The sequence below is a fragment of the Sphingomonas humi genome (genome assembly GCF_039536725.1).
GTDB lineage: Bacteria > Pseudomonadota > Alphaproteobacteria > Sphingomonadales > Sphingomonadaceae > Sphingomicrobium > Sphingomicrobium humi.
This window is the reverse complement of record NZ_BAAAZD010000001.1, coordinates 614,412-640,765: the sequence shown is the minus strand read 5'-3', so window position 1 is coordinate 640,765 and position 26,354 is coordinate 614,412. Positions and strand designations below refer to the sequence as shown.

At 68.5% G+C, this 26,354-nt stretch carries 27 protein-coding genes and 1 tRNA gene; 12 read left to right on the top strand and 16 right to left on the bottom strand.

The annotated features are described in order from the left end of the window. Positions 1-14: 14 nt before the first annotated feature. Positions 15-2,510, bottom strand: coding sequence for a TonB-dependent receptor (locus tag ABD729_RS03155; protein WP_344708703.1), 2,496 nt, complete (start codon positions 2,508-2,510; stop codon positions 15-17). A gap of 364 nt (positions 2,511-2,874) precedes the next feature. Here ABD729_RS03155 and ABD729_RS03150 point away from each other — a divergent pair, with 364 nt between their 5' ends. The 3 genes from ABD729_RS03150 to ABD729_RS03140 all read left to right on the top strand — a co-directional run bounded on the left by ABD729_RS03150 (position 2,875) and on the right by ABD729_RS03140 (position 4,900). Next, positions 2,875-3,573 (top strand): TetR/AcrR family transcriptional regulator, encoded by a 699-nt coding sequence (locus ABD729_RS03150; RefSeq protein WP_344708702.1) that lies wholly within the window; start codon positions 2,875-2,877, stop codon positions 3,571-3,573. Between the two features lie 95 nt (positions 3,574-3,668). Beyond that, positions 3,669-4,310, top strand: a complete 642-nt coding sequence (locus ABD729_RS03145; RefSeq protein ID WP_344708701.1) for a hypothetical protein — start codon at positions 3,669-3,671, stop codon at positions 4,308-4,310. Positions 4,311-4,339: 29 nt separating this feature from the next. After that, positions 4,340-4,900: a hypothetical protein gene (locus ABD729_RS03140; RefSeq protein ID WP_344708700.1), complete on the top strand. Its 561-nt coding sequence runs from the start codon at positions 4,340-4,342 to the stop codon at positions 4,898-4,900. Between the two features lie 48 nt (positions 4,901-4,948). Here ABD729_RS03140 and ABD729_RS03135 read toward each other — a convergent pair whose 3' ends face one another. The 3 genes from ABD729_RS03135 to ABD729_RS03125 form a co-directional block, all read right to left on the bottom strand. Then, positions 4,949-6,094 (bottom strand): aminotransferase class V-fold PLP-dependent enzyme, encoded by a 1,146-nt coding sequence (locus ABD729_RS03135; protein WP_344708699.1) that lies wholly within the window; start codon positions 6,092-6,094, stop codon positions 4,949-4,951. Then, complete coding sequence (locus tag ABD729_RS03130; protein ID WP_344708698.1) at positions 6,091-6,825, bottom strand: tryptophan 2,3-dioxygenase; 735 nt, start codon at positions 6,823-6,825, stop codon at positions 6,091-6,093. Before ABD729_RS03130 ends, ABD729_RS03135 begins: the two co-directional genes overlap by 4 nt. Positions 6,826-6,949: 124 nt before the next feature. After that, positions 6,950-7,408 carry an outer membrane protein assembly factor BamE gene (locus ABD729_RS03125; protein ID WP_344708697.1) on the bottom strand — a complete coding sequence of 153 codons (459 nt, stop codon included), beginning with the start codon at positions 7,406-7,408 and terminating at the stop codon, positions 6,950-6,952. Positions 7,409-7,513: 105 nt separating this feature from the next. Between ABD729_RS03125 and ABD729_RS03120 the strand changes: the two genes are divergently transcribed. After that, positions 7,514-8,026, top strand: a complete 513-nt coding sequence (locus tag ABD729_RS03120) for a ubiquinol-cytochrome C chaperone family protein (RefSeq protein WP_344708696.1) — start codon at positions 7,514-7,516, stop codon at positions 8,024-8,026. Further along, a complete protein-coding gene (locus ABD729_RS03115; RefSeq protein WP_344708695.1) occupies positions 8,023-8,529 on the top strand; it encodes a YceD family protein in 507 nt (168 codons plus the stop codon). The genes ABD729_RS03120 and ABD729_RS03115 overlap by 4 nt, the downstream gene beginning before the upstream one ends. Before the next feature lie 54 nt (positions 8,530-8,583). On the opposite strand, the gene ssb is transcribed toward ABD729_RS03115, so the two are convergent. From ssb to ABD729_RS03090, 5 genes are read right to left on the bottom strand one after another with little or no spacing between them, the layout of a single operon-like run. Continuing rightward, complete coding sequence (gene ssb / locus ABD729_RS03110; RefSeq protein WP_344708694.1) at positions 8,584-9,123, bottom strand: single-stranded DNA-binding protein; 540 nt, start codon at positions 9,121-9,123, stop codon at positions 8,584-8,586. A gap of 34 nt (positions 9,124-9,157) precedes the next feature. Next, the gene (gene feoB / locus ABD729_RS03105; protein WP_344708693.1) at positions 9,158-10,993 is read right to left on the bottom strand and encodes a ferrous iron transporter B; all 1,836 of its coding nucleotides are present in this window, start codon (positions 10,991-10,993) and stop codon (positions 9,158-9,160) included. Between the two features lie 21 nt (positions 10,994-11,014). After that, entirely contained in the window at positions 11,015-11,287 is a 273-nt protein-coding gene (locus ABD729_RS03100) for a FeoA family protein (RefSeq protein ID WP_344708692.1), read from the bottom strand. Positions 11,288-11,343: 56 nt separating this feature from the next. After that, the gene (locus ABD729_RS03095) at positions 11,344-12,012 is read right to left on the bottom strand and encodes a COQ9 family protein (RefSeq protein ID WP_344708691.1); all 669 of its coding nucleotides are present in this window, start codon (positions 12,010-12,012) and stop codon (positions 11,344-11,346) included. Further along, positions 12,009-12,893: a DMT family transporter gene (locus ABD729_RS03090; RefSeq protein ID WP_344708690.1), complete on the bottom strand. Its 885-nt coding sequence runs from the start codon at positions 12,891-12,893 to the stop codon at positions 12,009-12,011. The genes ABD729_RS03095 and ABD729_RS03090 overlap by 4 nt, the downstream gene beginning before the upstream one ends. Before the next feature lie 124 nt (positions 12,894-13,017). Between ABD729_RS03090 and ABD729_RS03085 the strand changes: the two genes are divergently transcribed. After that, positions 13,018-14,106: an alkene reductase gene (locus ABD729_RS03085; protein WP_344708689.1), complete on the top strand. Its 1,089-nt coding sequence runs from the start codon at positions 13,018-13,020 to the stop codon at positions 14,104-14,106. Between the two features lie 29 nt (positions 14,107-14,135). Then, positions 14,136-14,762, top strand: coding sequence for an SOUL family heme-binding protein (locus tag ABD729_RS03080; protein WP_344708688.1), 627 nt, complete (start codon positions 14,136-14,138; stop codon positions 14,760-14,762). A gap of 163 nt (positions 14,763-14,925) precedes the next feature. On the opposite strand, the gene ABD729_RS03075 is transcribed toward ABD729_RS03080, so the two are convergent. Next, a complete protein-coding gene (locus ABD729_RS03075; RefSeq protein ID WP_425564821.1) occupies positions 14,926-17,265 on the bottom strand; it encodes an FtsK/SpoIIIE family DNA translocase in 2,340 nt (779 codons plus the stop codon). A 109-nt stretch (positions 17,266-17,374) separates the two neighbouring features. Between ABD729_RS03075 and ABD729_RS03070 the strand changes: the two genes are divergently transcribed. Further along, complete coding sequence (locus ABD729_RS03070) at positions 17,375-18,610, top strand: FAD-dependent monooxygenase (protein WP_344708687.1); 1,236 nt, start codon at positions 17,375-17,377, stop codon at positions 18,608-18,610. A 2-nt stretch (positions 18,611-18,612) separates the two neighbouring features. On the opposite strand, the gene ABD729_RS03065 is transcribed toward ABD729_RS03070, so the two are convergent. Then, a complete protein-coding gene (locus tag ABD729_RS03065) occupies positions 18,613-19,257 on the bottom strand; it encodes an LON peptidase substrate-binding domain-containing protein (RefSeq protein WP_344708686.1) in 645 nt (214 codons plus the stop codon). Then, the gene (locus ABD729_RS03060; RefSeq protein ID WP_344708685.1) at positions 19,254-20,159 is read right to left on the bottom strand and encodes a tetratricopeptide repeat protein; all 906 of its coding nucleotides are present in this window, start codon (positions 20,157-20,159) and stop codon (positions 19,254-19,256) included. The genes ABD729_RS03065 and ABD729_RS03060 overlap by 4 nt, the downstream gene beginning before the upstream one ends. 167 nt (positions 20,160-20,326) lie before the next feature. Between ABD729_RS03060 and ABD729_RS03055 the strand changes: the two genes are divergently transcribed. Further along, positions 20,327-20,401: transfer RNA gene (locus ABD729_RS03055), tRNA-Gly, on the top strand. A gap of 106 nt (positions 20,402-20,507) precedes the next feature. Here ABD729_RS03055 and ABD729_RS03050 read toward each other — a convergent pair. From ABD729_RS03050 to hemC, 3 genes are read right to left on the bottom strand one after another with little or no spacing between them, the layout of a single operon-like run. Then, positions 20,508-21,308, bottom strand: a complete 801-nt coding sequence (locus ABD729_RS03050; RefSeq protein ID WP_344708684.1) for a hypothetical protein — start codon at positions 21,306-21,308, stop codon at positions 20,508-20,510. Beyond that, positions 21,305-21,952: a uroporphyrinogen-III synthase gene (locus ABD729_RS03045; protein WP_344708683.1), complete on the bottom strand. Its 648-nt coding sequence runs from the start codon at positions 21,950-21,952 to the stop codon at positions 21,305-21,307. The genes ABD729_RS03050 and ABD729_RS03045 overlap by 4 nt, the downstream gene beginning before the upstream one ends. Beyond that, positions 21,949-22,872, bottom strand: a complete 924-nt coding sequence (hemC, locus tag ABD729_RS03040) for a hydroxymethylbilane synthase (protein ID WP_344708682.1) — start codon at positions 22,870-22,872, stop codon at positions 21,949-21,951. The genes ABD729_RS03045 and hemC overlap by 4 nt, the downstream gene beginning before the upstream one ends. A gap of 48 nt (positions 22,873-22,920) precedes the next feature. Here hemC and tsaD point away from each other — a divergent pair, with 48 nt between their 5' ends. Further along, entirely contained in the window at positions 22,921-23,952 is a 1,032-nt protein-coding gene (tsaD, locus tag ABD729_RS03035) for a tRNA (adenosine(37)-N6)-threonylcarbamoyltransferase complex transferase subunit TsaD (protein WP_344708681.1), read from the top strand. Beyond that, a complete protein-coding gene (locus ABD729_RS03030) occupies positions 23,949-24,926 on the top strand; it encodes an NAD(P)H-dependent glycerol-3-phosphate dehydrogenase (RefSeq protein WP_344708680.1) in 978 nt (325 codons plus the stop codon). Before tsaD ends, ABD729_RS03030 begins: the two co-directional genes overlap by 4 nt. On the opposite strand, the gene ABD729_RS03025 is transcribed toward ABD729_RS03030, so the two are convergent. Beyond that, positions 24,923-25,090, bottom strand: coding sequence for a DUF1674 domain-containing protein (locus tag ABD729_RS03025; RefSeq protein WP_344708679.1), 168 nt, complete (start codon positions 25,088-25,090; stop codon positions 24,923-24,925). The two genes, ABD729_RS03030 and ABD729_RS03025, sit on opposite strands and share 4 nt — an antisense overlap. A gap of 17 nt (positions 25,091-25,107) precedes the next feature. Between ABD729_RS03025 and ABD729_RS03020 the strand changes: the two genes are divergently transcribed. Then, entirely contained in the window at positions 25,108-26,337 is a 1,230-nt protein-coding gene (locus ABD729_RS03020; protein ID WP_344708678.1) for an RsmB/NOP family class I SAM-dependent RNA methyltransferase, read from the top strand. Positions 26,338-26,354 lie beyond the last annotated feature (17 nt).

Genomic DNA, 26,354 nt, shown 5'->3' with positions numbered 1-26,354 from the left:
GTGCCGCCAACGACTTAGAACTTGACGTCGAGCGACAGGAACACCTGCCGCGGCGAGCCGTAGAAACCGGTGACCACGCCCTCGAGGCCGAGCGACGGGGCGATGCCCGGCTGCGCGAACACCGGGCTGGCAGGCGAAGCCGACAGGATCGGCTGCCCGGTCACCGGGTTCACCGTCAGGAACTGATAGCCCGAGGTGATGTAGCGCTTGTCGAACAGGTTCTTGCCATGGAGGCCGATCGTCACCTTGCCGATGTCGTAGACGAGGTTGGCGTCGAACAGCGAGAAGCCCTTCTGGTCGAGATAGGGGCTGGGCAGTTCGAACTGCGTGCTCTTGCTGCGGTAGGACAGGGTGGCGTTGGCCGAAACCATGCCGGGGCCGGCCGGGACCGACAGGTCGACGGTGGCCGAGTTGGTCCACTTGGGCGTGTTCTGGATTTCGCGGAAGCGCGCCACGTCGATCGGCTGGCCGGGCGAGGTCGGGGTTGCCGCGCCATTGGCGTTGAAGCCCGCGACCTGGGTCACGAAACGCTTGTACTTGGCGTCGAGGTAACCGACCGAACCGGCGAGGTTGAAGCGCGATCCGGGGCCGGCGAAGTCGCGGGCGAGCACGGCATTGCCTTCGAACTCGATACCCTTGAACTCGGCCTTGCCGGCGTTGGTGGTGATACCGACAAAGGTCGGAACGCCATTGATGATCGCACCGGCCGAACCCGGAACCTGCGCATCCTTGTAGTTGGCGATGAAGCCGGCCAGCGCGAAGCGCAGGCGGCGGTCGAACAGGCTCGCCTTGTAGCCTGCCTCGTAGGACGTGACCTTCTCCGGCTCGAACAGGAAGTAATCGAAGATCTCGTTCGTCTCGCGGACGCCGTTGCCATTGAGGTCCGGCGCCGCGGTGCTGAGGCCACGCGGGTCGAAGCCGCCGCCCTTGAAGCCCTTCGACCAGCTCAGGTAGATCGTGTTGTTGTCGTCGGGCTGGAAGCTGACCGAGGCGCGCGGGGTGAACTGCTTGAAGGTCTTCTCGCCCGCGAAGTTCGAGGTCAGCGCGCCGAACTGGCGACCGGTCGGGTTTGTCACGGCGTTGAAGATGCCGTTGACGGGGGTGCCGCCGAGCTCCGGCGAAACGCCGCCGATGAGGTTGCGCCGGATAACCTGCGCTTCACGCTTGTCGGAGGTGTAGCGGCCGCCGAGCGAGACCGAGAACTGGTCGGTGAGGTCGTAAGTGAAGTCGGCAAAGCCGGCCCAGGTCTTGGTGTCGACATTGCCGTAGGTCGAGGCGGCCAGCCCCGGCAACACCGCGCCGCCCTGGAGCGCCAGCAGCACGTCGAAGATGTTGTTGGCGTTGGCGTTCAGATAATAGCCGCCAATGAGGCCGTTGAGTCGCCCCTTCTCCACCAGCAGCTGGACTTCCTGGCTGAACTGGCGGTTCTTGTAGATGGCGGGCACGTCGACGTCGGCGGCCGGAAGCGCGTCGAAGTCGATCGGGGTGACGCTCTTGTCCTTGCGCCAGGCGGTGATGGTCTTGAGCGTCAGGCCGTCCATCAGCCCGATCTCACCCCGCAGCGAGATGCCGCCGCCGGTGACCTTCTGCCTCGGATTGATCAGCCCACCTTGCGAATCGAACACGTCGGCAAGGACCGGCGTCTTCGACACCAGCGACGGGATCAGGCGGTGGCCACCGCGGGTGTTGCTGTCGTCGGTCGTATAGTCGCCGGCGATCTTGAAGCGGATATTGTCGGCCGGGAGCAGCTCGACGGTGGCGCGGGTGGCCAGCACGTCCTTGTTGTAGTTTTCCTTGCCGGTGGTGAGGTTCTTGCCGAAGCCGTCGCGAACCAGCCGCGCGACCGCGCCGCCGATCCGCATCCAGTCCGACACCGGCGTCGAGGCGCTGACGATGACGTCACGCTGGCCGTAGCTGCCGACATTGGCCTTGAGCCGCGCTTCGGGTTCGGCGCTGAGCGAGCGGGTGACATACTTGATCGCGCCGCCGATGGTGTTGCGGCCATAGAGCGTGCCCTGCGGACCGCGCAGCACTTCGATCCGCTCCACGTCATAGACGTCGAGCAGCGCGCCCTGCGGACGGTTGAGATAGACGTCGTCGAGGTAGAGGCCGACGCCGCCTTCGAAGCCGGCGACCGGGTCCTGCTGGCCGACGCCGCGGATGAAGGCGGTCAGCGTGCTGTTGGTACCGCGCGAGGTTTCCAGCGTGACGTTCGGGGTGGTGTCGCCGATGTCGCTGATGTCGACCGCGCCCTGGCGGTCAAGCTGCTCGCCAGAATAGGCGGACACGGCGATCGGCACGTCGATCAGGCTTTCCGCGCGGCGGCGGGCGGTGACGACGATTTCGCCGTCCGAAGCGGTCGCGGGCTCGTCGGCGGTCTGGGCGTCATTGGCCTTGGCCGTTGCGGCCGGATCCTGGACCGCCGCTGCGTCCTGCGCGAAGGCCGGTGTCGCGGCCAGGAACAAGGCGGCCGAAGCGAACAGGGCCGAACGAATGGTGGTTGCGCTCATGACGTACATCTCTCCCCCGAAACTGGACACGGCCGGCGACGAATCCTGTGCGCCATCCCCCAGATTTCAACCGAAGCAGCAATACTGAAAGTTGAATCACCTTTCAAGTCTTGTCGGAAGTCGGGTGCCATGGCATTCTCCGGGTCGGCGGAAGCGCGGAAATTGGCCATTGGCTGAGCGTTTTCATGGCGCCTGCCAGCGGCTTAGGAAGGTCGGCAGTATAGCCTCCCGCCGTGTGTCCGCACTTGAAACTTGAATCAGGTTTCAACTCATGTAGGGTATGCGGACGGGGGAATGAGGATGTTGGGCGGGCCCTGTTTTGCCGGCCCCGACGCGTGCTTCCTCAGGCGCGAAGGACGAGAGCATGGGTGAGGGCGGCAAGGCGAAGGCGCCGAAAAAGCAGGCGGCGGCAGGGGGGCAGCGGCGCCTGGCGGAGCGGCCTCATGACCCGGTTCCACTGACCAGTTCGGCCAAGTCGCCCCGCACCGCGCGCGGTGAACTGACCCGGCGCAAGATCCTCGATGCCGCCCGCGCCGAATTCGGCAGCCGCGGTTTCGCCGACACCGGCATCACCGAGATCACCCGCACCGCCAAGGTCGCGCTTGGCACATTCTACACCTATTTCCACAGCAAGGAGGAAGTGTTCCGGGCCCTGGTCCAGGACATGTCCGAGCAGGTCCGCCTGGCGGTCGCGCCCGTGCTTGCCGAAGGGCGTGGCACGCTCGAGGCGGAAGAGCGGGCGCTGGCCGCTTTCTTGAGCTTCGTCGGCAAGCACCAACAGGTCTACCGGATCATCGACGAGGCGGAGTTCGTCGATCCCGCCGGTTTCAAGGCGCATTACGAAAACACCGCGACCCGCATCGCCGAGCGCTTTGCCGAAGGCGCCCGCAATGGCGTCATGCAGTCAGCCGACGACACGTTGGAAGCCGACGTCCGGGCCTGGGCGGTGATGGGGATGAATGTCTTTCTCGGCCTGCGCTTCGGGGTTTGGGGTGACGAGGACCCGGCCAAGGTCGCCGCCGCCGCCAACCGCCTGATCCGCGAGGGGCTTGGCGCGCGATAGGCTTGCGCCGCACTGACCTGGGGCCCGGGTCATCCTTCACACCAGTTATTAACACCATCGTGAGACAAGCTTCCCCAACGACGGGGGTCTGACGGATGGGTAAATGGCTGCTGGCCAGTGCGGCATCCGCGGCAGTCGTGGGACTGGTCGCCGGGGGAACGCTCGATCGCGGGCGGCTCTATCACCTGCCGATCAGCGATGTGCGCAGCCGCCTCGCCGCCCTTCCCGCCCCTGATGCGAGCATGATGGCCAGCGGCATCGGCGCCGCAGGGGTCGAACGGACGGCCCACGAGCGCGAGATCAGGTGGCGGGTGCGCGGCGGCGACGGCGCTTCGGTCCTGTACGTCGCCGAACTCGTCCCCTTCGGCGAGCGCGAGACGCGGGTGCGCCTGCGGGTCCAGCACGAAGGCGCCAACGTTTCCGAAAAGCTCACTTCCACCCGCTTCCTGCGCGGTTTCGGTACCGCAAGCTTCGCCGAAGCGATCGATGCCGCGCTCGAGGAGAATCCCAAGCGCCGGCTCGACCCGGTGCGCGATTGGGCCTTCGAGGCCTCGAACGACCCCGACCAGGTGCGCGAAGTGGGTCAGGCCATCAGCTCGATGTACGCCGAGACCGCGAAGAGCGTGCATGGACAGACCAGCGGAGCCGAGCGCTCCACCGCGGCGCGGATGGAAGCTGCCACCCGGCCGATGATCAACCCAGTGCCGATCGAACGACAACAGGAGTGGAACCGTTGAAGAAGTATCTTGGCTTGCTGATGCTGCCAATGCTCAGCGCTTGTGGCGGCGAGAAATATGAGGTGCCCGTCACCACCGCCTACCAGACCCTGACCTCGGTCGGGACGCCGACGGCGCTTGCCCCGATCACCGGGGCGATGGGCGTGGTGTCGAACTTCCAGGCGACGCCCGACGACAGCCGGGTCGAATGGAAATTCACCAAGGAGGGCAAGGACGTCGGCAGGATCATCGCCAAGGCGACGGCGAGCGGCGACGCGGCGTCGAAGATCCAGCTGTGGTACGAGGAAGGCTCGGCGGCCGACGAAGGCGCGATCTCCAAGGCCCGCCCGCTGGTCCGCGACAAGCTGAAGCGCGTGTTGTGGGAAGCGGTCGACAGCCGCATGGACAATCGCCCCGCCGACGCAGCGCTTGTCCAGCAGATCCAGATCGAGGTGACGGCGTCCTATGCCGGCGAGATGATGAAGCAGGCGAACAGCGGGTTCGACGCCGCCATCGCCGAGCATCGCAAGGATCAGATGGATACGGCCTACCGGCAGCAGTCGAGCACCGCCGCCGCAACCCAGCCGTCGATGAACCTGTCGGGCTATTGAGGAACCGGCGCCGCTCCCTGTCCGCACGGTATGGGAGTGGCGCCTGTCCTAGAGTCGGCGGGCGATTGCCGCGAAGCGATCGAGATCGTCCTCGTCGTGATAGAGGCCAAGGCCGATCCGCAGCACGTCGCCGCGGACGTCGGTGATGCAGTCGTCCGCCAGCAGCCTGCCTTGCCATTCGGCCGCCTGGGGGTGGCGGAGTGCCAGGAAGCGGGCGGGGCCCGACGGGGTGTCGAGCAGCTGGGCGGTGGCCAGCGGGGTGCCGGAAAGGCGCTCGGCAAGCTGTTCCTTCAGCGCGCCGACCCAGGCGCTGATGCGGGCGGTGGTCAGCCCCTCGCCCGCCAGCATGCGGCGGACGTGGACGAAGCGGTAGAGCGCCGACGGATCGAAGGTCGCGCCCATGAACCGCATTGCATCGGGCGCGTAGCCGACCTGGCCGGGGGGCGCAGTCAGGTCCTCGAACTCGGCATACCAGCCGGTGATCGGCGGGCGCGGCCCGAAGCCCGGCGGGCAATGCATCAGCCCGATCCCTTCGCCGGACATCGCATATTTGTAGCCGCCGGCGAGGAAGAAGCAGCGGTCCGCCATTTCGCCAAGCGGCTCGGGCGTCGCCATGAAGCTGTGATAGCCGTCGATGACCACCCACGGCCCGTCGGGCGACGCAAGAGCGGCCAGTTGCGCCAGGCCAGGGACCATCCGCCCGGTCCCGAACATGGTCTGGCTGACCATGACGAGATCGGCCGCCCCAGCCCTCTCCGCGAGGCGGTCGGCGAGCGTAGCGATGGGATCGACCGGCAGCGCTTCGAGCAGGATGTCCCCACTTTCGGCCCAGCGCGCGAACTGGCGGCGGGCGCTGTGGAACTCGCCGCTGGTGGTAAGGACGCGCAGGGGACCGCCGGCACGGCGCGGCGCGGCGGACCACAGGCGCAGGATGAAGTCGTGGGTATTGCCGGCGAAGACGATGTCGTCGGGACGACCGGTGCCAAGCTCCGCCGCGACCTCGGCCTGGGCTTCGGGCCACAGCTCGCCCATCACCCGGTCCCACTTGCGGTCCGCGAGGCGCGCGGCGTCTTCCCAGCATTCGACCTGCCCGGCGAAACTGGCGTCAGGCCACAGGTGATGGCTGTGCGCCGCCATGTGCAGGCGGCCGGGGGCAGCAGCAAGGCTGCGCGCGAACAGGGGTTTGAAGCTCATAATTCGGTCCGCAGCGCCCACAGCTCGGGAAAGGCGCGCTTTTCGAGCGTGGAAGCAAGATAGCGCGCGCCGGTTGATCCACCGGTCCCCGGCTTCATGCCGATGATCCGTTCGACCGTCAGCAGGTGCTTGTGACGCCAGCCCGACAGCGCGTCGTCGATGTCGACCATCTTTTCGGCCAATTGGTAGAGCGCGAACCACCGTTCCGAATGGCGATACACCTCGTGCCAGCTTGCGGCGCCCAAGCGGACGCGGGCGGCGTCGGCGGTTTCCCACAGTCCCGGCGCGTCGAGCGCGGCCTTGAGCCGGGCGCGCCCTTCGGTGCCGCCCTCCTGATAGTCGAGGTAGCGCGGGTCCTTGATCCCGAGCTTGTATTCGAGTTCGCGAAACTGCGCCGACTGGAAGCCCGACGAGGTGCCGAGCACATGGCGGAAGGCCGAATAATCGACCGGGGTCATGGTCGCCAGCACGTCCCACGACAGGGTCATCACCGACTGAATCCGGCTGACCCGGGCAAGCGCCTTGTAGGCCGCGGCAAAGTCGTCTGAGGCGACAAGGCGGATCGCCAGATCGACCTCGTGAAGCATCTGCTTCAGCCACAGTTCCTTGGTCTGGTGGATGACGATGAACAGCATCTCGTCGTGCAGGTCGCTGTGCGGCTGCTGCGCGGAGAGCAGGGTCGGGAGCTGGAGGTAATCGGCATAGGTCATGCCGGCCGGGTGCGCGGTCATGCGCGACCGTCTAGGCGGGTTAGCACGATTTCCCAAATCCGTTGGCCCTGAGCATGGTCGAAGGGCGCAGGCACGGGGGTGCTTCGACTTTGCTCAGCACGAACGAGGTTACGATAGCAGCGCCCTACTGGCCGGGCTGGCCGCCCGACGTCGGACCCACGCCGCCCACGGTGCCGATGTTGCCGAAGAATTCTTCGAAGAAGCTCTTCTTGCGACCAAGGGTCGGGGTGGTCTTGCCGTAAGGATCGATCGAGGCGATCTTTTCCTTGCCGGTGCGCTCGATCGCGGAAACGTTGCCGCCCTGATCGAACTTGATCCGCAGGATCTGCTGTTCGGTCACCTTCGGCGCGCGGAACGCGAAGGTCGAGGTCTGCCGGCTGACGTAATACCATTCATTGTCGCTGAACTGGCCGGTGTAGGTCGGGCGCCCGAGCGTCTTTTCGACGCTGGTCTTGTTGTCGGTGCCGACCTGCACGGCCTGGGCCAGCTGCTCGTCCATGATGAAGCCGCGGCTTTCGCGATAGCCAGCGCAGCCGCCGAGGCCGAGCGCGGCGATCGAAACGAAGAAAACGATGCGGTTCATTCAAAGCTCCGGATGCCGGGACCCTTGCGCCGGCTGTTGCGCCGCTCAATATCGACTGGGGGTCGCTCCGCCAAGTGCAGCGGCTTGCCTGAACGGAGGATGATCATGAAGTCGCTGATGCGGCTGTTCCTGAGCGAGCCGAATCTGGCCGAGCCGCTCTACCGCCAAGTCGTGGCCAAGGCGCGCAGCCCGCACTGGTATGTCGAAGGCCAGGTGCCCGACACCAAGGAAGGGCGGTTCGCGGTGCTGGCGACCTTGCTGGCGCTGACCGACCTCCGGCTGGAGCGCGGCGGAGACGAATCGCGCAAGACCAGCGTCGCGCTTGCCGAATGCTTTGTCCACGACATGGATTCGCAGCTTCGCCAGGAAGGGGTCGGAGATCCGGTCATGGGCAAGCGCGTCGGAAGCCTCGTCGGCGCGTTGGGCGGGCGCGTGGGGGCGTGGCGCCGGGCGATCGAAGGCGAGGAAAGTTGGGAAGCGGTGGCGGGCCGCTCGCTTTATCGCGAACAGGTGCCTTCGCCGGCGTCGCTGGCGCACTCCCTCGACGAGTTAAAGCATTATTGGCGCGGGCTCGAGGGCCGGGGCGATGAAGCGCTGATCGGCGGGGTGCTGCCGTGAGCGGGGCGAAGCTCAGCCTTGCCGCGATTCGCGACGGCCAGCGGATCGAGGTCCACGCCGACGAGGCGGAGCGCGCCGCGGTCGCCGAGCGGCTCGACCTGCCCGGGCTCGAGCGCCTCGAGGCGACGCTGACGCTGACGCTGAACCGCGACGGCGAGACGATCCGCGCCGAGGGGCGGCTTCGCGCCAGCGTGACGCAGGCCTGTGTCGCGACCGGCGAGCCGGTGCCGGCGATGGTCGACGAGAAGATCGCGCTACTGTTCCTGCCCGAGCCCAAGGGCACGCCCGACGAGGACGTCGAACTCAGCGCCGACGACCTTGACGTCATCTTCCACGATGGGCGGGAGATCGACCTTGCGGCGGCGATCGCGGACGAGCTCAGCCTCGCGCTCGACCCCTATCCGCGCAGCGCGGGCGCCGAGGACGCGCTGAAGGACGCCGGCGTGCTCAGCGAGGAGCAGGCCGGGCCGTTCGCCGCGCTGGCGGCGTTGAAGGGCAAGTAGCCCGCGGTTAAGTCGGTTGAGGCCCCGGCCTTCGCCGGGGGCGCGCAGCCGTCCTTAGAACGGAACGTCGTCGTCGAGGTCGTCGAAGGCCGCCGGCGCGGGGCGGTTGTTCGACGGGCTGGCGCTGCCGCCGCGTCCGCCGCCGTAGCCGCCGCCACCGCCACCAAAGCCGCCGTCGTCATAGCTCGATCCGCCGCCGCGGCTGCCGCCGAAGCCGCCGCCACCGCCACCACCGCCGCCTTCACCGCGGCCGTCGAGCAGCACCATCGAACTGCCGAAGTTGCGCAGGACGACCTCGGTCGAATAGCGGTCCTGGCCGTTCTGGTCCTGCCACTTGCGCGTTTCGAGCGCGCCTTCGATGTACACCTTGCTGCCCTTCTTGAGGTACTGCTTGGCGACCCGGGCGAGGCCTTCGGAAAAGATGGCGACGTTGTGCCACTGGGTCTTTTCCTGCCGATTGCCTTCGCGGTCCTTCCAGTTCTCGGACGTGGCGACGGTCAGGTTGACCACTTCGCCGCCGTTGGAAAAGCTCCGCGCTTCCGGGTCCTTGCCCAGGTTTCCGATGAGCATGACCTTGTTCAGGCTTCCCGCCATGTGACTTCGACTCCCTTGGATACTTGGGAGGAAGCTATAGGCCGAGCGCGACCGCCGTCCAGTAGGTGAGGCCCGCCGCGACGTAGGCAAGGGTGAACAGGTAAGCGACCATGAACAGCGGCCAGCGCCAGCTGTTCGTCTCCCGCCGCGTGACCGCAATGGTTGAAACGCATTGCGGCGCGAACACGAACCAGGCGAGGAAGGCGAGCGCGGTCGGCAGCGGCCATGCGCCCGACAGCCGCTCGGCAAGGCTCTTTTCGAGCTGCGCCTCGTCGGCTTCGTTGAGGGCGTAGACGGTGGCGATGGCCGACACCGCGACTTCGCGCGCCGCCATCGAGGGGAGCAGCGCGAGCGCGATGTCGTGATTGAAGCCGATGGGCTTCACCACGACCTCGATCCCGCTGGCGATCCGGCCGGCGATCGACACCTCGGTCTGGCTTTCGCCCGGGCCGGCCTTGGGGAAGCTGGCCAGCGCCCAGAGGAGGACGGTGGTGACGAGGATGATCCCGCCGGCGCGCTTGAGAAAGATGACCGTTCGCTGCCACAGGCCGAGCGCCACGTCCTTGAGCGCGGGCATTTGATATTTGGGCAGCTCCATCATGAAGGAGGAGGCGGCCCCGCGCGCGACGGTCTTGCGCAGCAGCAAGGCGGCGACCAGCGCGCCAACGATCCCGGCGAGGTAGAGGCCGAACATCACCAGCCCCTGCAGGTTGACGAACGGCAGGACGTCGCGGTGCGGGATGAAGGCGGCGATGATCAGGGTGTAGACCGGCAATCGCGCCGAGCAGGTCATCAGCGGCGCGACGAGGATGGTCGTCAGCCGGTCCTTTTCATTGTCGATGGTGCGGGTCGCCATGATCCCGGGGACGGCGCAGGCGAAGCTCGACAGCAAGGGGATGAAGGCCCGCCCGGACAGGCCCGCGGTGCCCATCAGCCGGTCCATCAGGAAGGCGGCGCGGACCATGTAGCCGGTGCCTTCCAGAAGCAGGATGAAGAGGAACAGGATGAGGATCTGCGGCAGGAAGACGACCACCGCGCCGACCCCGCCGATGACGCCATCGACGATCAGCGAGCGAAGCGCGCCTTCGGGAAGATTGTCGGCGACCAGCGTGCCGACGGTGCTGACGCCGCTTTCGATCCAGCCGATCGGGATCTCGGACCAGGCGAAGACGGCCTGGAACATGGCGAACATCACCAGCGCGAGGATGGCGACGCCGGCAACCGGGTGGAGCAGGACGCGGTCGAGCCGGTGGGTCCAGCGGCGTACCGGCGCTTCGCTTACTACGGCGGCGGCGGCGATCCTGCGGGCTTCGCGGGCAAGCTCGCCGGGGATGGCGATGGCGGACACGGGGCGACCGATCGCGCCTTCGAGTGCCTCGCGCACGGCCTCGAGCCCGCGGCGGCGGACCGCAACCGTTTCAACCACCGGCACGCCGAGGGCTTGCGACAGGGCGTCGGCGGAAAGCGTCAGGCCGTCGCGCGCTGCCATGTCGACCATGTTGAGCGCGACCACCATCGGCAGGCCGAGGCTGCGCAGTTCGAGCGCGAAGCGGAGGTGATTGTCGAGGTTGGACGCGTCGACCACCACCAGCAGCGCGTCGGGCTTGCGTTCACCCGACTGGCGGCCGGCGAGCACGTCACGCGTGACCGCTTCGTCGGGGCTGTTGGGATCGAGCGCGTAGGTGCCGGGAAGATCGACCAGTTCGACCGGGCGGCCGTCGGGCAGGACCGTCCGCCCGCTTTTCCGCTCAACGGTGACGCCGGGATAATTGCCGACCTTCTGCCGCGCGCCGGTCAGCGCGTTGAACAGGGCGCTCTTGCCGGCATTGGGATTGCCGACCACGGCGACCAGGGGGGCGGGCAGGGTCATTGGGGTTGGGCCAAGCCCGAATCAGTCGGCCGGGACGACCCGGATCGCGCGGGCGTGAATGCGGCGAATCGCAACGGTCATCCGCCCGACCTTCACCGCCAGCGGATCGCGTCCGAACGGTCCGGCATGAAGCGGCTCCACCATCACTTCGGGATCGAACCCGAAGTGGCGAAGCCGAGTCGCTTCCGCTTCGGGGAGCGAGCCCCAGGCAATCGCAGCGATTCGCCCACGCCGACCGAGAGCAAGCTGGTCAAGCGCGAGAGCGAAGTCGGCCGAGGAGGGCTGAACGGTCATTGCTGCAACTGATTATCAATAACAGCAGCGCTGGTCCAGTGGGCGAATTGTCCCAGTTAGCGTGGCGGGTAGCGCAGGCGCCCGAGGAAGCGGGTCAGGCTTGGGCGCTCAGACTTGCCAATGCCGGCCTTCCACTTTTCGAACCGCATGACCTCGTCGATCCGGCGGTCGAGGAAAGCGGCGGTGTCCGCGGCGCCCTCGCTGTCGTCCTGCAGCCAGAACAATAGGGTCGAACCGTAGACGGCCGAGAGGATCGCCCGCTTGGTATAGTGATTGTAATCGGTCGCGACGTCGCCCGCCATGCGCCACATGACGTCGGCGCTGCGCCACGACAGGCGGGCGCCGGCCAGCGCATTTTGCGGCATGGCGAGGATGGCGAGCGCGCGGCGGATCGCTTCCTTGGCGGGCTCCTGGATGCGGATGCGTTCCCAGACGAGGCTGCGGATGCGTTCGCGGATCTTCATCGCCGCCAGCGTTTCGGGCGGAAGCGCCTGCGCCAGCGCGCGGTCGACGCCCTGGCCGTAGAGGTCGATCAGGCCGACCGCGTCGCTTGGCACGGCCAGCGCGGCGACGGCGGGGTCGACGCCTTCACCAAGGGCAGCGGCCTCGGCCGCGGCGGCGGTCCACCCGTCGAAGGCGGCATTCTCACCAATGGCGAGCGCGAGGTCGAGGGCGATCGCCTGAACGGGGGTGGCAGTTGCAGCGGTGGCGGTGGCGGCGGTCATGTGACCACCGACTTGGGGCCGGATGAAGGCCCTTGCAAGCGCACCAGCACCAGCGCGGTGCCGATCGCCGCCGCGCCGAGGAAATCGAGTGACGTCATGGCTTCACCATAAACGATCCAGCCGATCGCTGCCGATATGGCCGGTTGGGTAAGCAGCGCGAGGCCGACCACCAGCGGCGGGACCTGCCCGAGGGCGTAGACGAGGCACCCCTGCCCCACCACCTGGCTACCGAGCGCCAGCAGAAGCAGTGCGGTCCATTGCTGGGGCCAGATCGCCTCCCCCATCGCCGCGGCGAAGGGCAGCAGCATGGCGGCGCCGAACGCGCTGGCGAGGATCAGGACCGGCAAGGGCTGCAAGGTCTCGCGCACCCGCTCCACCGCGATCAGATAGCCGGCGTAGAGCAGCCCGGCGAGAAGCGCGAGGAGATCGCCGTGAAGGTAGCGCGCGCTCAATTCCGCGCTTCCGGCCATCAGCAGCGCCGAGCCGAGGGCCGCCAGCAAGAGCGCGGCGGCCTGCAGCAGGCTCGGCAGGCGGCGGGCCAGCCACAGTCCGTAGGCGGCAAAGGCGAAGCTTGCGACATTGCCGAACAGGGTCGCGTTGCCGAGCTTGGTCAGGTGAATGCCGGCATGCCAGGCGGCAAGGTCGGCGGCGAAGAAGAAGGCGGCGACCGCGATCACCAGCGCGCCGGCCCTGCCCGGCCAGTGCGCGGGCTGGCCCATCGCCTTTGCCAGCACCAGCAGGAAGGGCAGCGCCAGCGCCAGCCGCCAGAAGCCGGCTGCGCTCGGGCCGACGTCGCTCAGCCGCACCATCCACGGCCCGAAGGCCAGCGCAACGTTGCCGAGCATCAGGGCTGCAAAGGCACGGGGAGGGACGGCGCTCACCCCCGCCGCTGTAGCCGAGACGGGGGCGCCGTCCACCCCGGCCGGACCGCGCCCGGTCCTTGGCGATGGCCGGCGCCGTTCCTATCTGCCGCCCGTGCTCGCGCAGTAACAAACAGGAACCTTCATGCCGACCTTGTTCGATCCCGTTACCTTCGGTGACGTCAGCCTTGCCAATCGCATCGTCATGGCCCCGCTGACCCGCGGCCGGTCGGGTCCGGCCGGTGTGCCGACCGAGCTTGTCGCCGATTATTACACCCAGCGTTCGGGGGCCGGCCTGATCATCTCGGAAGGCACCGGGATCAGCCGCGAAGGGCTTGGCTGGCCCAATGCGCCGGGCCTGTGGAACGACCAGCAGGTCGAGGGCTGGAAGCTGGTGACCGAATCGGTGCACCGCGCTGGCGGCAAGATCATCGCCCAGCTGTGGCACATGGGGCGACTGGTCCATTCCAGCGTCACCGGCCTGCAGCCTGTATCGGCGAGCGCCACCACCGCCCCGCACAAGGCGCACACCTACGAGGGCAAGAAGCCGTACGAGGAAGCGCGCGCGATCACGGTGGACGACATCCAGCGCATCCTCGGCGATTATGCGACGGCGACCCGCAACGCGCTTCGCGCCGGGTTTGACGGCGTCCAGCTGCACGGCGCCAACGGCTATCTGGTCGACCAATTCCTGCGCGACGGGACCAACCTTCGCGACGATGATTATGGCGGGTCGATCGACAACCGCATCCGCTTCCTGCGCGAGGCGACCGAAGCGCTAATCTCCGAAGCGGGGACCGGTCGCACCTTTGTCCGCCTGAGCCCGCTCGGCCTGGTACAGGGCTGCGACGACAGCGATCCCCACGGGCTGTTCATTGCGGCGGGCAAGGCGCTCGGCGAACTCGGCATCGCCGGGCTCGAACTGCGCGAACCCGGGCCCCAGTCGACCTTCGCCGCCAGCGACGTGCCGCCGGTGAGCCCGCAGATCCGCCCCCACTTCAAGGGAGGGATCATCCTCAACAGCGATTATGACGGCCCGTCGGCCGAGGCGCGGCTGGCCGAGGGCGTGGCCGACGCGATCAGCTTCGGGCGGCCGTTCATCGGCAATCCCGACCTCCCGCACCGGCTGCGCGGTGGCTTGGCGCTTGCCGAGCCCGATTCGAGCACCTTCTATTCGCCCGGCGCGATCGGCTACACCGATTATCCGACGGCGGAGGAACAGGTCGCGGCCTGAACCTTTGTGAGGGGATGGAGACGACCACGATGAAGGTGAACTGGAAGGCCACGGGCGGGATCGCCGCAGGCGCGCTGGTGGGATTGGGCATCGCCTATGTGCTTCGCGAAAAGGCGACGCCCAAACCCGATTATCGCGTGCTGGTGAGCGAGGGAGACCTCCAGATCCGTGCTTATCCGCCGATCAAGGTGGCCGAGACGGTGGTCAGCGGGCCGCGCAAGGAGGCTTTGAGCAACGGCTTCCAGATCCTCGCCGACTATATCTTCGCCAAATCACGCGAGGGCGAGAAGATCGCGATGACGGTGCCGGTGATGCAGGATGCGGGCAATCCGATGGCGAGCGACCCGCCGGTGTTCGACGACGAAGTCGAGGGCGCCTGGCGGGTGCGGTTCATCCTTCCCGAAGACCTCAAGAACCCGCCCGCGCCGCCGCCAGGGATCAGCATCGTCGACGTGCCTGCACGGCGGGTCGGCGCGGCGAGCTTCCACGGCACCGCGCATGACGAGCGGCTGGAAGCAGCCGAGGACCGCCTGCGCGGCTGGCTGAGCCGGCACGGCGAGGAAGCGGTCAAGGCCGACCCCGAATATGCCTTCTACAATTCGCCGATGATCCCGCCGCCGCTCAGGCGCAACGAGGTGCTGCTGCCGCTGATGTAGGGCAGGCGACGACCTTGGTTCGTGCTGGGCGAGCTCGGAGCCTGGTAGCGCCGGCGCCAGCGCCCTTCGACTTCGCTCAGGGCGAACGATGGTTCGGTTCGTGTGGAGGTCGGCTCAAGCGATTCTTCGAGTTCGCGCAGGGCGAACGAGGGCGAAAGCGACCTCAGATCGGGTGCCCGTCGGTGTCCATCAGTACTTCGCGGCGGCCGACGTGGTCGGGCTGGCCGACCTTGCCGTCCTTTTCCATCCGCTCGATCAGCCGCGCCGCGCTGTTATAGCCGATGCGTAGCTGGCGCTGGAGGTAGGAGGTCGAGGCCTTCTGGCTTTCGGCCACCACCTGGATCGGCTTGCGATAGAGCTGGCTTTCGGGATCGTCGTCGCCGTCGGGTGCGCCGTCCAATGCGAAGCCGCCGTCCTCGGGCTCTTCGGTGACCGCGCTGATATAGTCGGGCGTCCCCTGCTTGCGCCAATGATCGGCGATCAGGCGGACTTCGTCGTCGCTGACGAAGGGCCCGTGGACGCGCAGGATCTGCTTGCCGCCGGGCATGTAGAGCATATCGCCCTTGCCGAGGAGCTGTTCGGCCCCCTGCTCGCCGAGGATGGTGCGGCTGTCGATCTTGCTGGTGACCTGGAAGCTGATGCGGGTCGGAAGGTTTGCCTTGATGACGCCAGTGATAACGTCAACGCTCGGCCGCTGGGTCGCCATGATGAGGTGGATGCCGGCCGCGCGGGCCTTTTGCGCCAAGCGCTGGATCAGGAATTCCACTTCCTTACCGGCGGTCATCATCAGGTCGGCGAGCTCGTCGACCACCACCACGATCTGCGGCAGCACTTCGTAATCGAGCTCTTCGGTCTCATAAATCGGCTGGCCGCTGTCGGCGTCATAGCCGGTCTGGACCTTGCGCCCGAGCTTGGTGCCCCGGGCCTTGGCTTCCAGCACCTTGTCGTTGAAGCTCTTGAGCGCGCGGACCCCGAGGCTCGCCATCATGCGATAGCGCTCCTCCATCTGCTCGACCGCCCATTTGAGCGCGCGAATCGCCTTGGGCGGCTCGGTCACCACCGGCGCGAGGAGGTGCGGGATGCCGTCGTAGATGCTGAGTTCGAGCATCTTGGGATCGATCATGATCATCCGGCACTGGTCCGGACCCATCCGGTAGAGCAGCGACAGGATCATGCAGTTGAGCCCGACCGACTTGCCCGAGCCGGTGGTGCCGGCGACCAGCAGGTGCGGCATGGGCGCAAGGTCGGCGATCACCGGATCGCCGGCGATATTCTTGCCGAGCACGAGGGGCAGGCTCATCGCCTGGTCGGCAAAGGCCTGGCTTCCGATCAGTTCGCGCAGCGCGACGCTTTCGCGCTTGGGATTGGGCAATTCGATGCCGATCACGCTGCGGCCGGGAATGGTCGCGACGCGGGCTGAGAGCGCCGACATGTTGCGGGCGATATCGTCGGCAAGCTGGATGACGCGGCTGGCCTTGATGCCCGACGCGGGTTCGAGCTCGTACATGGTGACGACCGGACCGGGGCGCACTTCGACGATGTCGCCGCGGACGTGGAAATCCTCCAGCACGCTTTCGAGCAGCCGGGCATTGCGCTCGAGCCCCGCGCGATCGACCTGGTTGCGGCCGCTTTCGGACGGCGGGGCGAGCAGGTCGATCGGCGGCAGCGCATAACTGTCGCCGAGCGCCAGGCTTTGCTGCTGCTGCGCCAGCGACTTGCCCTTGCGGGTCTTTTCGGCGGCGGCGGCGGGAACGATGGCAGCGCTCGGTTCCTTGACGTTGACCTCGGGCCGGGAGCGCGGCGGAGCGACGGCCTTGGCCTCGTCCCGCTCGAGCACGGTGCGCCGCGGTGCCGGCGCATCCTCGCGGTTGCGGCGCAGGCGCTCGGAGACGAAGGCCTTTTCATCGTCGCGCAGGCCAAGCGCGAGGAAGGCGAGCAGCAGTCCGCCAAGGCCAAGCAACAGGATCAGCGCGATCCGGCTCGGTCCGGCGATCGCGGGTTCGGGGATCAGGCCGAGGAGGGCTTCCCACCCGCTCGCGCCCGTCAGGCCGAGGACACCGGCCCAGCCCGCCGGAAGGCCGGAGGAAGCCGACTTGGTAGTAAGACCGAGCGCCATGCCGATCAGCACCGCGCCGATCGCGGCGACGAACAGGGCGCGCCCGACCCGCCCGGCAGGACGATTGCCGAGCAAGCGAATCCCGGCCAGCGCCAGGACCGGGAGCAGCACCACGCCGCCCGGACCGAACAACAGCAGCAGGAGGTCGCTGGCATAGGCGCCGGGAAGCCCCAGCCAGTTCTGGGCCGGGCCGCCCGCGGCCGTGCTCCAGCTCGGGTCGGTGCGCTGGTGGGTCAGCAGCGCGGTGGCGAGCGCGAGGGCAGAACCGATCGCGAGCACGCCCGCCAGCTTCACCATCAGGGTGCGTACGGCATCGCCCAGGCGGTCGCGCCAGTCGGGCTCGAGCGGACGCCGGTCCGCGCGGGTGCGTGCTGCTGCCGTTGCCATCGTCTTCGCCCGTCCCGCCCGTCTCTTCGCTTGTTCTCTTATTGTGCCTGTCGCCACGGTCCATGGTCAAGGATGACGGCATGGTGCGGAGCGCCTACATGCGGCTTCCATGACACAGGAAGCAGGCGTGAACCCGGACGTGATCATCCTTGGCGGAGGGCTGGTCGGCCTTTCGCTCGCCGCGGCGCTCGACAGCGCGGGGCTGAGCTCCACCGTGATCGATCCAGCCGATCCGGCCGAGCGCAAGGACGTGGCGTTCGACGGGCGGACCACGGCGGTTTCCTCCTCCAGCATGCGGATGCTGCGGACGACCGGCGTGCTCGACCACCTCGCTGCGCCGGGCTGTCCGATCCACGCCATCCGCGTCGCCGACGGCCTTGCGCCGGGGTCGCTGACGTTCGAGCCGGGCGAGGACGGCGAGCCGCTGGGCGTGATGCACGAGAACCGCCATCTGCGCGCGGCCCTGCTGGCGCGGGCGGCGGCCGGGTCGCGGATCACGCTGCGCTGGACGTCTCCGGTCGCGAAAGTCGTGCGAGACGATTTTTCCGCCACCGTGCACCTTGCTTCCGGAGAGCAGCTCAGCGCGCCGCTGGTGATCGGTGCCGAGGGCCGCCGCTCCCCCAGCCGCGAGGCCGCCGGAATTCGCATGGCGCGCTGGCAGTATCGCCACACCGCCATCGTCTCGACCCTTGCCCACGAGCGGCCGCACGATCATATTGCCTACGAGATCTTCTATCCGGCCGGCCCCTTCGCGCTGCTGCCGATGACCGATCTGGAAGACGGCACGCACCGGTCGGCGATCGTGTGGTCGATCGAGAATGCGAAGGCCGAAGGGCTGCTGAAGCTCGACGACGCGGCGTTCGCGGCCGAGGCCCAGGCCGCGATGGGCGGATTCCTCGGGCAGATCCGGCTGCTGACGCCGCGCTCTTCCTATCCGCTCGGCTTCCATCATGCGGTGCGGATCACCGACCGGCGTCTGGCGCTCGTCGGCGACGCCGCGCATGCCGTCCACCCGATCGCCGGGCAGGGCGTGAACCTTGGTTTCCGCGATGCGGCGGCGCTGGCCGAAGTGCTGGTCGATGGTGCGCGGCTGGGGCTCGACCTTGGCGATGCGCAGGTGCTTGCCCGCTACCAGCGGTGGCGCGCGCTCGACGCGTTCAGCGTGGCGCTGGCGACCGACGGGTTGACGCGGCTCTACGGCGTGCCGGGCAAGACCGCTTCGGCGGTAAGGCGCTTCGGGATGGGGCTGGTGGACCGGCTGGGGCCGCTCAAGGCCAAGCTCAATGCCGCCGCGCGGGGCAATAGCGGCGACCTGCCGCGCCTACTCGCGGGGGACGCGCTGTAGATTTACTGAAGCCGCGGGCTGACGTCGCTGCCGCCGCCTTGGGCCATGCGCAGGAAGTGCATCAGCTGGATCAGCAGTTCGGCCCGGGTCGATAGCGCTTCTTCCTCGAGCAGCGCCTGCTTGGCACCGCTGTCGAAGGGCGCGACCTGCGCGATCGCGTTGACCAGCATCTCATCGTCGAGCCGCTCGACCGCTTCCCAGTCGACGGTCAGCCCCATGGCGTCACCCAGCAACCGGGCTTCCTGCTCGACCGCGGCGCGGAGGACCGACGGAAGCGCGTCGGGTTCGCATTCCGCATCGTCACCCGGGACCACATCGGCCTGGCGATAGGGCGTCCCGACGTCGGCTTCGGCGATCAGCCGGAAGCGGGTGGTGCCCTGGAGGACGATGTTGAACCGGCCGTCGCCCAGTTCCTCGAGGCCGACGATCTCCCCGATGCAACCGACGCGATAGAGCTCGGGATTGCCGAGCCCGTCATCGGGCGCCGCGCGGGGCTGGATCATGCCGATCAGCCCACCGCCGGCTACCGCATCCTCGACCATCTGGCGGTAGCGCGGTTCGAAGATGTGGAGCGGAAGGTGGCTGCGCGGAAACAGGATCGCGCCGCCAAGCGGAAAGAGTGGGACCCGGAGCGGCGTGTGGCTCACGTGAACAGCAGGGCCGACAGGCGGCGGCGCTGGGCACGGGCCCAAGGGTCTTCCAGACCCTGCGCTTCGAGCAATTGCAGGAACCGCGTCCGCGCCGCGCCCTCGTTCCAGTTGCGATCGCGACGGATCACTTCGAGCAGGGCATCGGCGGCTTCGTCGCGGCGCCCGCCCGACATCAGGGCATTGGCAAGTTCCAGCCGCGCCTCATGATCGTCGGGGTCGGCTGCCAGGCGCTGTTGAAAGCCGCTGGTGTCGACCGCAGGTGTCGACGCGATGTCGAGCGCGGCCCGGGCGCGGGCGACGGCCGGGTCGGCCTGCGCCGCTTCGGGCAATCCCTCCAGCACTGCCCGCGCTTCGTCGCGCCGGTCGAGCGCGATCAGCGCGCGGGCAAGGCCACTCGCCACCTCGGGATGGTCGGGCGCCATGTCGGCGATCTGCCGGAAGATATTCTCCGCCCGCTCGGGATCGCCGCCGGCCAGCACTTCCTCGCCCATCGCGATCAGCGGTTCGATCTCGGCTTCCAGGGCTTGCGCCTCGCCCTTGACCGGAAGCTGGCCGAGCAACTGGTCGATCACGCGCTTGATCTGGCCCTCGCTGCGATACTGGGTGAGGTCGGCCACGGGCTGTCCACCGAAGATCGCGTAGACGGTCGGGATCGAGCGGATCTGGAATTGCGCCGCGATCACCTTTTCCTGGTCGACATCGACCTTGACCAGCTTCACGCCCTTGTCGGCATAATCCTCGGCGACCTTTTCGAGCACGGGGCCGAGCTGTTTGCACGGCCCGCACCATTCCGCCCAGAAGTCGAGGATGACGAGATTTTCGAGCGAAGGCTCGAGAACGCGCTTCTGGAAGCTGCGAATCGCTTCCCGCTCGTCCGCGCTCATGCCGAGTGTCGCCACGTGCTCCCGCTCTCCTTCACCTGTCGTTACCGGGGGGCATATGGGCCTGTGGCCGCGCCTCGCCAAGATGTTCAACAGTAGAGCACGACAAAGGGTTGCCAGCCTGCCGACCCGTTGCTAACAGCCCGCCCACCCCGACGGCCCAGCCGCCGTCACAAGTCGCCAGAGCGGGCGTAGCTCAGGGGTAGAGCACAACCTTGCCAAGGTTGGGGTCGAGGGTTCGAATCCCTTCGCCCGCTCCAGCGGACTTCGGTCTAGCACAATCATGATCGCGAACTAGCGAGGCAATCCGCTCCGCGCAGCTGGCTCGTGCCCGTCTTCAGGAAATGGCGTCATGACGCCGATCGCTCACCGCGCGAGGAGGGCGCCGCTTTCGATGTCGTCGAGGGCGCGGTGGGCGGCGATGTAGCTGCGGGCGTCGGCCACCCACTTGGGCGCGCTGGCGATTCCCGGCAGCCGCATCGCTTCGGCGAGGGCCTGGTCGACCTGGCCCGCCATCAGCCGTGCCGACGCACGGTCATAGGTCGCGACCGGACGCTGGCTCGGTTGGTCGGCACGGCGGACCGTGACGAGGTTGCCCATTTCCCGCTGCACGGTGCGCCACAGGCTGTCGCTTTCGGGCGCGGCCTTGAGCTTGGGGGCGAGCGTCGCGAAGTCGGCGGCAAGCTGGTCGAGCCGCACCGGCCGGCGCGAGGCGGTGAGGATGGTCGCGACCGCCTGCGGGTGGGCGGCTCCGAACCGCTCGCTCAGCAGCGGCTCGAGATAACCGAGCGCAACACCGCGATCGATCGCACGGCGGGCCGCGAAGGCGACCAGCAGGGCATCGGCACGCCCGGCCGACCCCTCGGCCCGCGCAGTGGCGCTTTCGACCCGGGCCAGCCGCTCTTCAAGGGTCGCGACACGCGCTTCGGTTTCGGGGAGCGAAACGACGGTCGGGGTTGCCGCCACGGCCTGAACGGTCGGTGCGACCTTGGGCGCTGCTTCGGTGGGAAGGGCATCGGATGGCGGCTGCAGCCCCGCCAGCCGCGCTGCGGCGGGATAGCGGGACAGGGCCCACACCGACGCGGCGCCGCCGACCAGCAGCAGCAGAAGCGCACCCAGCAGGATGGCGCTGATGCTGGTTCGCGATCCTGCCGTGCTGCCGTTCATCGCGCCTGTTCCTCGCACAGCTTGGCGGCGAGGGAAAGCAAGGCCGGATCGTTCGGTTGGTCAGCCGCCTCGATGCGGCCCCAGCCACCTCCGCACGTTTCGGCCGCAGCCTCGCTGATGGCGGCGACCCGCACCGCGCCGCGGCGGCAGGACACTTGCGCCAGGCGGCGGCCGGCCGCGGGGGAGTGGATCATCGCGACCGACCCTTCAAGCAGGCTTGCCGGCGGCAGTGGCAATGGCGTCATGCGATAGACGGCGACCGAACTGATCTGCTGGCGGACCTGTGCAGGAAGGATGCGTTCCTCACCGGCAAGATGCAGCAGCCTGAGGTCGTCCGGCAGCGTCTCCAGCAGCGCTCCCACACCGCGATTCCCGGTGGTCACGATGGTAAGCCCCGCCTCACGCGCGGCTTCGGCGGTGGCGGCACCGACGGCGTGGACGGGAAGATGGGGCAGGGCCCCGGCCAGCCGCACCGCATTGGCGCTGGTCACCAGCAAAGCGGCATGGTCGCCGGCCGGCATCGTCCAAGGCAAGGTTTCGGCCGCGAACAAGGGATGCATGCGCACTTCCAGCCCGAGTGCCCGCGCCCTTGCCGCGGTGGCGCTTGCGCCGGGCTCGGGACGAAGGATGACGAGCGGCCTCACGCCGGGGAGAAGAGCAGCCTGACGTCATGGGGCGCGCGGTCCAGCAGGTCCGCGGCGAGCGCTCGTCCCGCCGCTTCCTCTTCGCCAGGGGCCGCGCGCACCTCGCCGGCGACATGGCTGGTGCCGTCGCTGCTGAAAAGTTCGGCGCGAAGCCACAGCGTGCCGTCACCCTCGATCAGGCCGAGCGCCGCGACTGGCGAGTGGCACGACCCTCCGACCCCGCGGCACAGCGCACGCTCGGCGGTCACCGCGCGGCGGGTGGGTTCATCGTCGATGGCGGCAAGCAGGGCGCGGGTGTCCGAATCCTCCTTGCGGCATTCGATGGCGATCGCGGCCTGGCCGGGCGCGGGCAGGAACTGGTCGATCTCGATCGCATTGCCTTCCGCGATGCCGAGCCGGTCGAGCCCGGCGGCGGCAAGGAAGGTCGCTTCGTAATTGCCGCTCGCGACATGGTTCAGCCGCGTCGCGACATTGCCGCGCATGATCGAGACCTGGAGATCGGGGCGCCGCCGCAGCAGCTGCGCGGTCCGCCGCGGCGAGGAGGTGCCGACTTTCGCCCCTTGGGTCAGCGCGTCGATCGAGGCAGCGCCGATCAGCCGGTCGCGCACGTCGGCGCGCGGCAGGAAGGCGGCGATGCACAAGGCGTCGGGCCGTTCGCTCTCGACATCCTTGCAGCTGTGCACCGACAATTGCGTGGTGCCGCCAAGCAGGAACTGGTCGAGCTCCTTGGTCCACAGCGCCTTGCCGCCGATCTCCGCCAGGGCGCGGTCCTGCACCTTGTCGCCAGTGGTCTTGACCTCGTGAAGGTGGACCGAGCCTGCCTCCCAGCCGTGCGCGGCTTCGAGTGCTGCGGCAGTGGCGCGGGCCTGGGCAAGCGCGAGCGGGGACGAGCGGGTTCCGACAAGCAGGCGCGGTGTCATGCGCACCCTCTTGCCAGACCGTCCGCGAACCGCAAAGGCCTGCCGCCAATGGCGCTCATCCTCGGCCTTGAATCCTCGTGCGACGACAGCGCGGTGGCGCTCGTCACCAGCGACCGGCAGGTGATCGCCCAGCGCGTCGTCGGCCAGAACCAGGCGCACGCCCCGTTCGGCGGGGTGGTGCCCGAAATCGCCGCCCGCGCCCATGTCGAGGTGCTTCCCGGTCTCGTCACCCAAGTCCTAGACGAGGCCGGCATTGCGCTGGCCGAGGTCGATGCCATCGCCGCCACGGCCGGGCCCGGGCTGATCGGCGGCGTGATGGTCGGACTGCTGACCGCCAAGGGCCTAGCGCTGGCGAGCGGCAAGCCGCTGGTCGCGGTCAATCACCTCGAAGGCCATGCGCTCTCGCCGCGGCTGGTCGATCCGGCGCTCGGCTTTCCCTATCTGCTGCTCCTGGCGAGCGGCGGGCATTGCCAATTGCTCGAAGTGCGCGGAGTCGGCGACTATCGCCGCCTTGCCACCACCATCGACGATGCGGCGGGCGAAGCGTTCGACAAGGCTGCCAAGCTGCTCGGCCTGCCCTACCCCGGCGGCCCGGCAATCGAGGTGCTCGCGCGCCAGGGTGATCCCACGGCCGTGCCGCTGCCGCGCCCGCTGGTCGGCAGCCCGGAGCCGCATTTCTCCTTTGCCGGCCTCAAGAGCGCGGTCCAACGCGCGGTCGCCGCCGGTTCGCACCGCCCGGCCGACATCGCGGCAAGCTTCCAGCAGGCGGTGGTCGACTGCTTCATCGACCGCACCCGCCGCGCACTTCAGGCGAGTGACGCCCCGTCGCTGGTCGTGGCGGGCGGGGTCGCGGCCAACAGCGCCGTGCGCGCCGCGCTGCAGCAGCTCGGGGCGGACGAGGGCCGGGCCTTTTCGGTGCCGCCCGGCTGGCTGTGCACCGACAATGCCGCCATGATTGCCTGGGCCGGGGCGGAGCGCTTTGCCGCCGGCCTCATCGACGGCCTCGACGCGCCCGCCCGCGCCCGCTGGCCGCTCGACGAACGGGCCGAGGCCGTGCGCGGGGCAGGAGTGAAGGCATGAGGATCGCGGTGGTCGGCGGCGGCGCGTGGGGCACGGCCCTGGCGCAAGTGGCGGCGCAAGGGGGCGAGACCCTCCTCTGGGCCCGCGAACCCGAGGTCGCCGCCAGCATCGCCGACACCCGCGAGAACAAGCTGTTCCTGCCCGGCGTCCCGCTGTCGAGCGCGATCCGGCCGACCACCGATCTTGCCGACCTTGCCGCGTGTGAGGCGTGGCTGATGGTGACGCCGGCGCAGCACATGCGCCGGGTCCTCGAGGCCGCACCGCCCTCGCCCCGCGCGCTGATCCTCTGCTCCAAGGGGATCGAGGAGAGCAGCGGCCAGCTGCTTCACCAGGTCGCCCGCGAAGCCTGCCCCGATGCTGCAGTCATGGTGCTTTCGGGTCCGACCTTCGCCCATGAAGTCGCCACTGGCCTGCCCACCGCGCTGACCCTCGCCGCCGAGATCGAGGCCGAGGCCGAAACCGTCCGCGCCCGCCTCGCCCGGCCGGCGTTCCGCATCTACCTCAGCGACGACGTTGCCGGAGCGGAGGTCGGCGGAGCGGTCAAGAACGTGCTGGCGATCGCGTGCGGCGTGGTCGAGGGCCGCGGCCTTGGCCAGAATGCCCGCGCCGCGCTGATCGCTCGCGGCTTTGCCGAGATGACCCGCTTCGGTCTTGGTCGCGGCGCCCGGGCCGAAACGCTGGCGGGCCTGTCGGGGCTTGGCGACCTCGTCCTTACCTGCTCCTCGACCAGCAGCCGCAATTTCTCGCTCGGCAAGGGACTGGGGCAAGGCCGGCCGGCGACCGAACTGATGGCCGACCGCCGAACGGTGGCCGAAGGCGCGTTTACCGCGCCGGTGCTTCGCCGTCTCGCCGAACAGGAAGGCGTCGACATGCCGATCGTAGCGGCGGTCGATGACCTGCTGGCCGGCCGCGCGAGCGTCGATGCGGTACTCGAGCGGCTGCTCAGCCGCCCGCTACGAACAGAAAGGGCCTAGAAATCCCAAGCAATCCCCTTCTTCTCCCAATCGCCATAGCGCGTGGGATCGAGCCGAGGCTTGTCGCCCGACGGCGGCGGTGCGGGCTCGACAGGCTCGGGCTCGGGCACCGGGGGCGACTTGCTGAGATAGGCGGGCGGCTGATGATCGGCTGGACGCGGCATGAGCGTGGAGATGGGCGTTGAAGCGGCCGCAGCCAAGGGGTCCCGAAGCCGGGGTCGATGCGCGCCGCGCCGCGCTGCGCATTCTCGACCGCGTGGTGCGCGGCGGGCAGACGATGGAATCGGCCGCGCAGGGCGGTCCCACCCTCGAGCCGAACGACCAGTCGCTCGCGCTTGCGATCGCGGGCGAAACCTTGCGCCGCCTGCCACTGCTCGACCGGTTGATCGACGGCGCCACCCGCCAGATCCTTCCCGATGACGCCAAGTCGCGCATGGTGCTGCGCCTGGCGCTTGCCCAGCGGATCGCGTTGTCGGTGCCGGATCACGCCCTCGTCGCCACCGCCCTTCCGCTGGTCGAGGGTGGTCCGCGGCGATTGGTCCACGGCGTGCTTGGCACCCTGCTTCGCGGGCAGTTGCCCGACGCCAGCGAAGGCGCGCTTCCGGACGCGGTGATGCAGCGCTGGACAGCCGTCTGGGGCCAGCAGGTGGCCGACGCCGCCGCTGCCGCGATCGTCCGCCGTCCGCCGCTCGACCTCAGCTTCCGCAGCCACGACGAAGCGCTCGCTTTTGCCGCAGCCGAAGGCGGCACCAGCCTTGCCGACCGCCACGTCCGTCTTGCCGATGCTCGCCCGGTCACCAGCCTGCCCGGTTTTGCCGAAGGGCGCTGGTGGATTCAGGATCTTTCCTCGACGCTTCCGGCACGGATGATCCCGGCCGACGCGGCGCGCGTGCTCGACGCCTGCGCGGCGCCTGGCGGGAAGACCCTGCAGATCTCCGCGGCAGGCCATGATACGGCCGCGCTCGATCGATCGGAAAGTCGTCTGGCGCGACTTCGGGCCAACCTCGCCCGCACCGGGCTGAAGGCACACATCGTAACCGCCGACGTGCTCGGCTACATGCCCGACGAGCCGTACGACGCGGTCCTGCTCGACGCGCCCTGTTCCGCCACCGGCACCTTCCGCCGCCATCCCGAAGTGCTCCTGCGCGCCTCGCCCCGGATCATCGCCGAAAGCGCCGAACTGCAGGGCCGCCTGCTGCTCGCCGCAGCGCAATGGGTGCGCCCGGGCGGTACGCTGGTCTACGCCGTGTGCAGCCTTGAACCGTCCGAAGGCGAAGAGCGGATCACCGCGTTTCTTGCCGAGCAGTCCGACTACAGCCTCGCCGAACAACGCCGGGTGCTTCCCGGCGAACTGGAAGAGCAGGGCGGAATGGACGGGTTCTTCACCGCTCGCCTTGTGCGCGGGGGCTAGTCCCGTCTAATCGGTCC

Bases quoted from the DNA above. Each gene is read 5' to 3' on its own strand.
- ABD729_RS03030 (WP_344708680.1), top strand. From the start codon at position 23,949: ATGAGGATCGCGGTGGTCGGCGGCGGCGCGTGGGGCACGGCCCTGGCG.
- ABD729_RS03080 (WP_344708688.1), top strand. From the start codon at position 14,136: ATGAAGGTGAACTGGAAGGCCACGGGCGGGATCGCCGCAGGCGCGCTG.
- tsaD (WP_344708681.1), top strand. From the start codon at position 22,921: ATGGCGCTCATCCTCGGCCTTGAATCCTCGTGCGACGACAGCGCGGTG.
- ABD729_RS03145 (WP_344708701.1), top strand. From the start codon at position 3,669: ATGGGTAAATGGCTGCTGGCCAGTGCGGCATCCGCGGCAGTCGTGGGA.
- ABD729_RS03130 (WP_344708698.1), bottom strand. From the start codon at position 6,825: ATGACCGCGCACCCGGCCGGCATGACCTATGCCGATTACCTCCAGCTC.
- feoB (WP_344708693.1), bottom strand. From the start codon at position 10,993: ATGACCCTGCCCGCCCCCCTGGTCGCCGTGGTCGGCAATCCCAATGCC.
- ABD729_RS03050 (WP_344708684.1), bottom strand. From the start codon at position 21,308: ATGAACGGCAGCACGGCAGGATCGCGAACCAGCATCAGCGCCATCCTG.
- ABD729_RS03070 (WP_344708687.1), top strand. From the start codon at position 17,375: ATGACACAGGAAGCAGGCGTGAACCCGGACGTGATCATCCTTGGCGGA.
- ABD729_RS03085 (WP_344708689.1), top strand. From the start codon at position 13,018: ATGCCGACCTTGTTCGATCCCGTTACCTTCGGTGACGTCAGCCTTGCC.
- ABD729_RS03120 (WP_344708696.1), top strand. From the start codon at position 7,514: ATGAAGTCGCTGATGCGGCTGTTCCTGAGCGAGCCGAATCTGGCCGAG.
- ssb (WP_344708694.1), bottom strand. From the start codon at position 9,123: ATGGCGGGAAGCCTGAACAAGGTCATGCTCATCGGAAACCTGGGCAAG.
- ABD729_RS03135 (WP_344708699.1), bottom strand. From the start codon at position 6,094: ATGAGCTTCAAACCCCTGTTCGCGCGCAGCCTTGCTGCTGCCCCCGGC.
- ABD729_RS03100 (WP_344708692.1), bottom strand. From the start codon at position 11,287: ATGACCGTTCAGCCCTCCTCGGCCGACTTCGCTCTCGCGCTTGACCAG.
- ABD729_RS03095 (WP_344708691.1), bottom strand. From the start codon at position 12,012: ATGACCGCCGCCACCGCCACCGCTGCAACTGCCACCCCCGTTCAGGCG.
- ABD729_RS03125 (WP_344708697.1), bottom strand. From the start codon at position 7,408: ATGAACCGCATCGTTTTCTTCGTTTCGATCGCCGCGCTCGGCCTCGGC.
- ABD729_RS03155 (WP_344708703.1), bottom strand. From the start codon at position 2,510: ATGAGCGCAACCACCATTCGTTCGGCCCTGTTCGCTTCGGCCGCCTTG.
- ABD729_RS03025 (WP_344708679.1), bottom strand. From the start codon at position 25,090: ATGCCGCGTCCAGCCGATCATCAGCCGCCCGCCTATCTCAGCAAGTCG.
- hemC (WP_344708682.1), bottom strand. From the start codon at position 22,872: ATGACACCGCGCCTGCTTGTCGGAACCCGCTCGTCCCCGCTCGCGCTT.
- ABD729_RS03075 (WP_425564821.1), bottom strand. From the start codon at position 17,265: ATGGCAACGGCAGCAGCACGCACCCGCGCGGACCGGCGTCCGCTCGAG.
- ABD729_RS03140 (WP_344708700.1), top strand. From the start codon at position 4,340: ATGCTCAGCGCTTGTGGCGGCGAGAAATATGAGGTGCCCGTCACCACC.
- ABD729_RS03150 (WP_344708702.1), top strand. From the start codon at position 2,875: ATGGGTGAGGGCGGCAAGGCGAAGGCGCCGAAAAAGCAGGCGGCGGCA.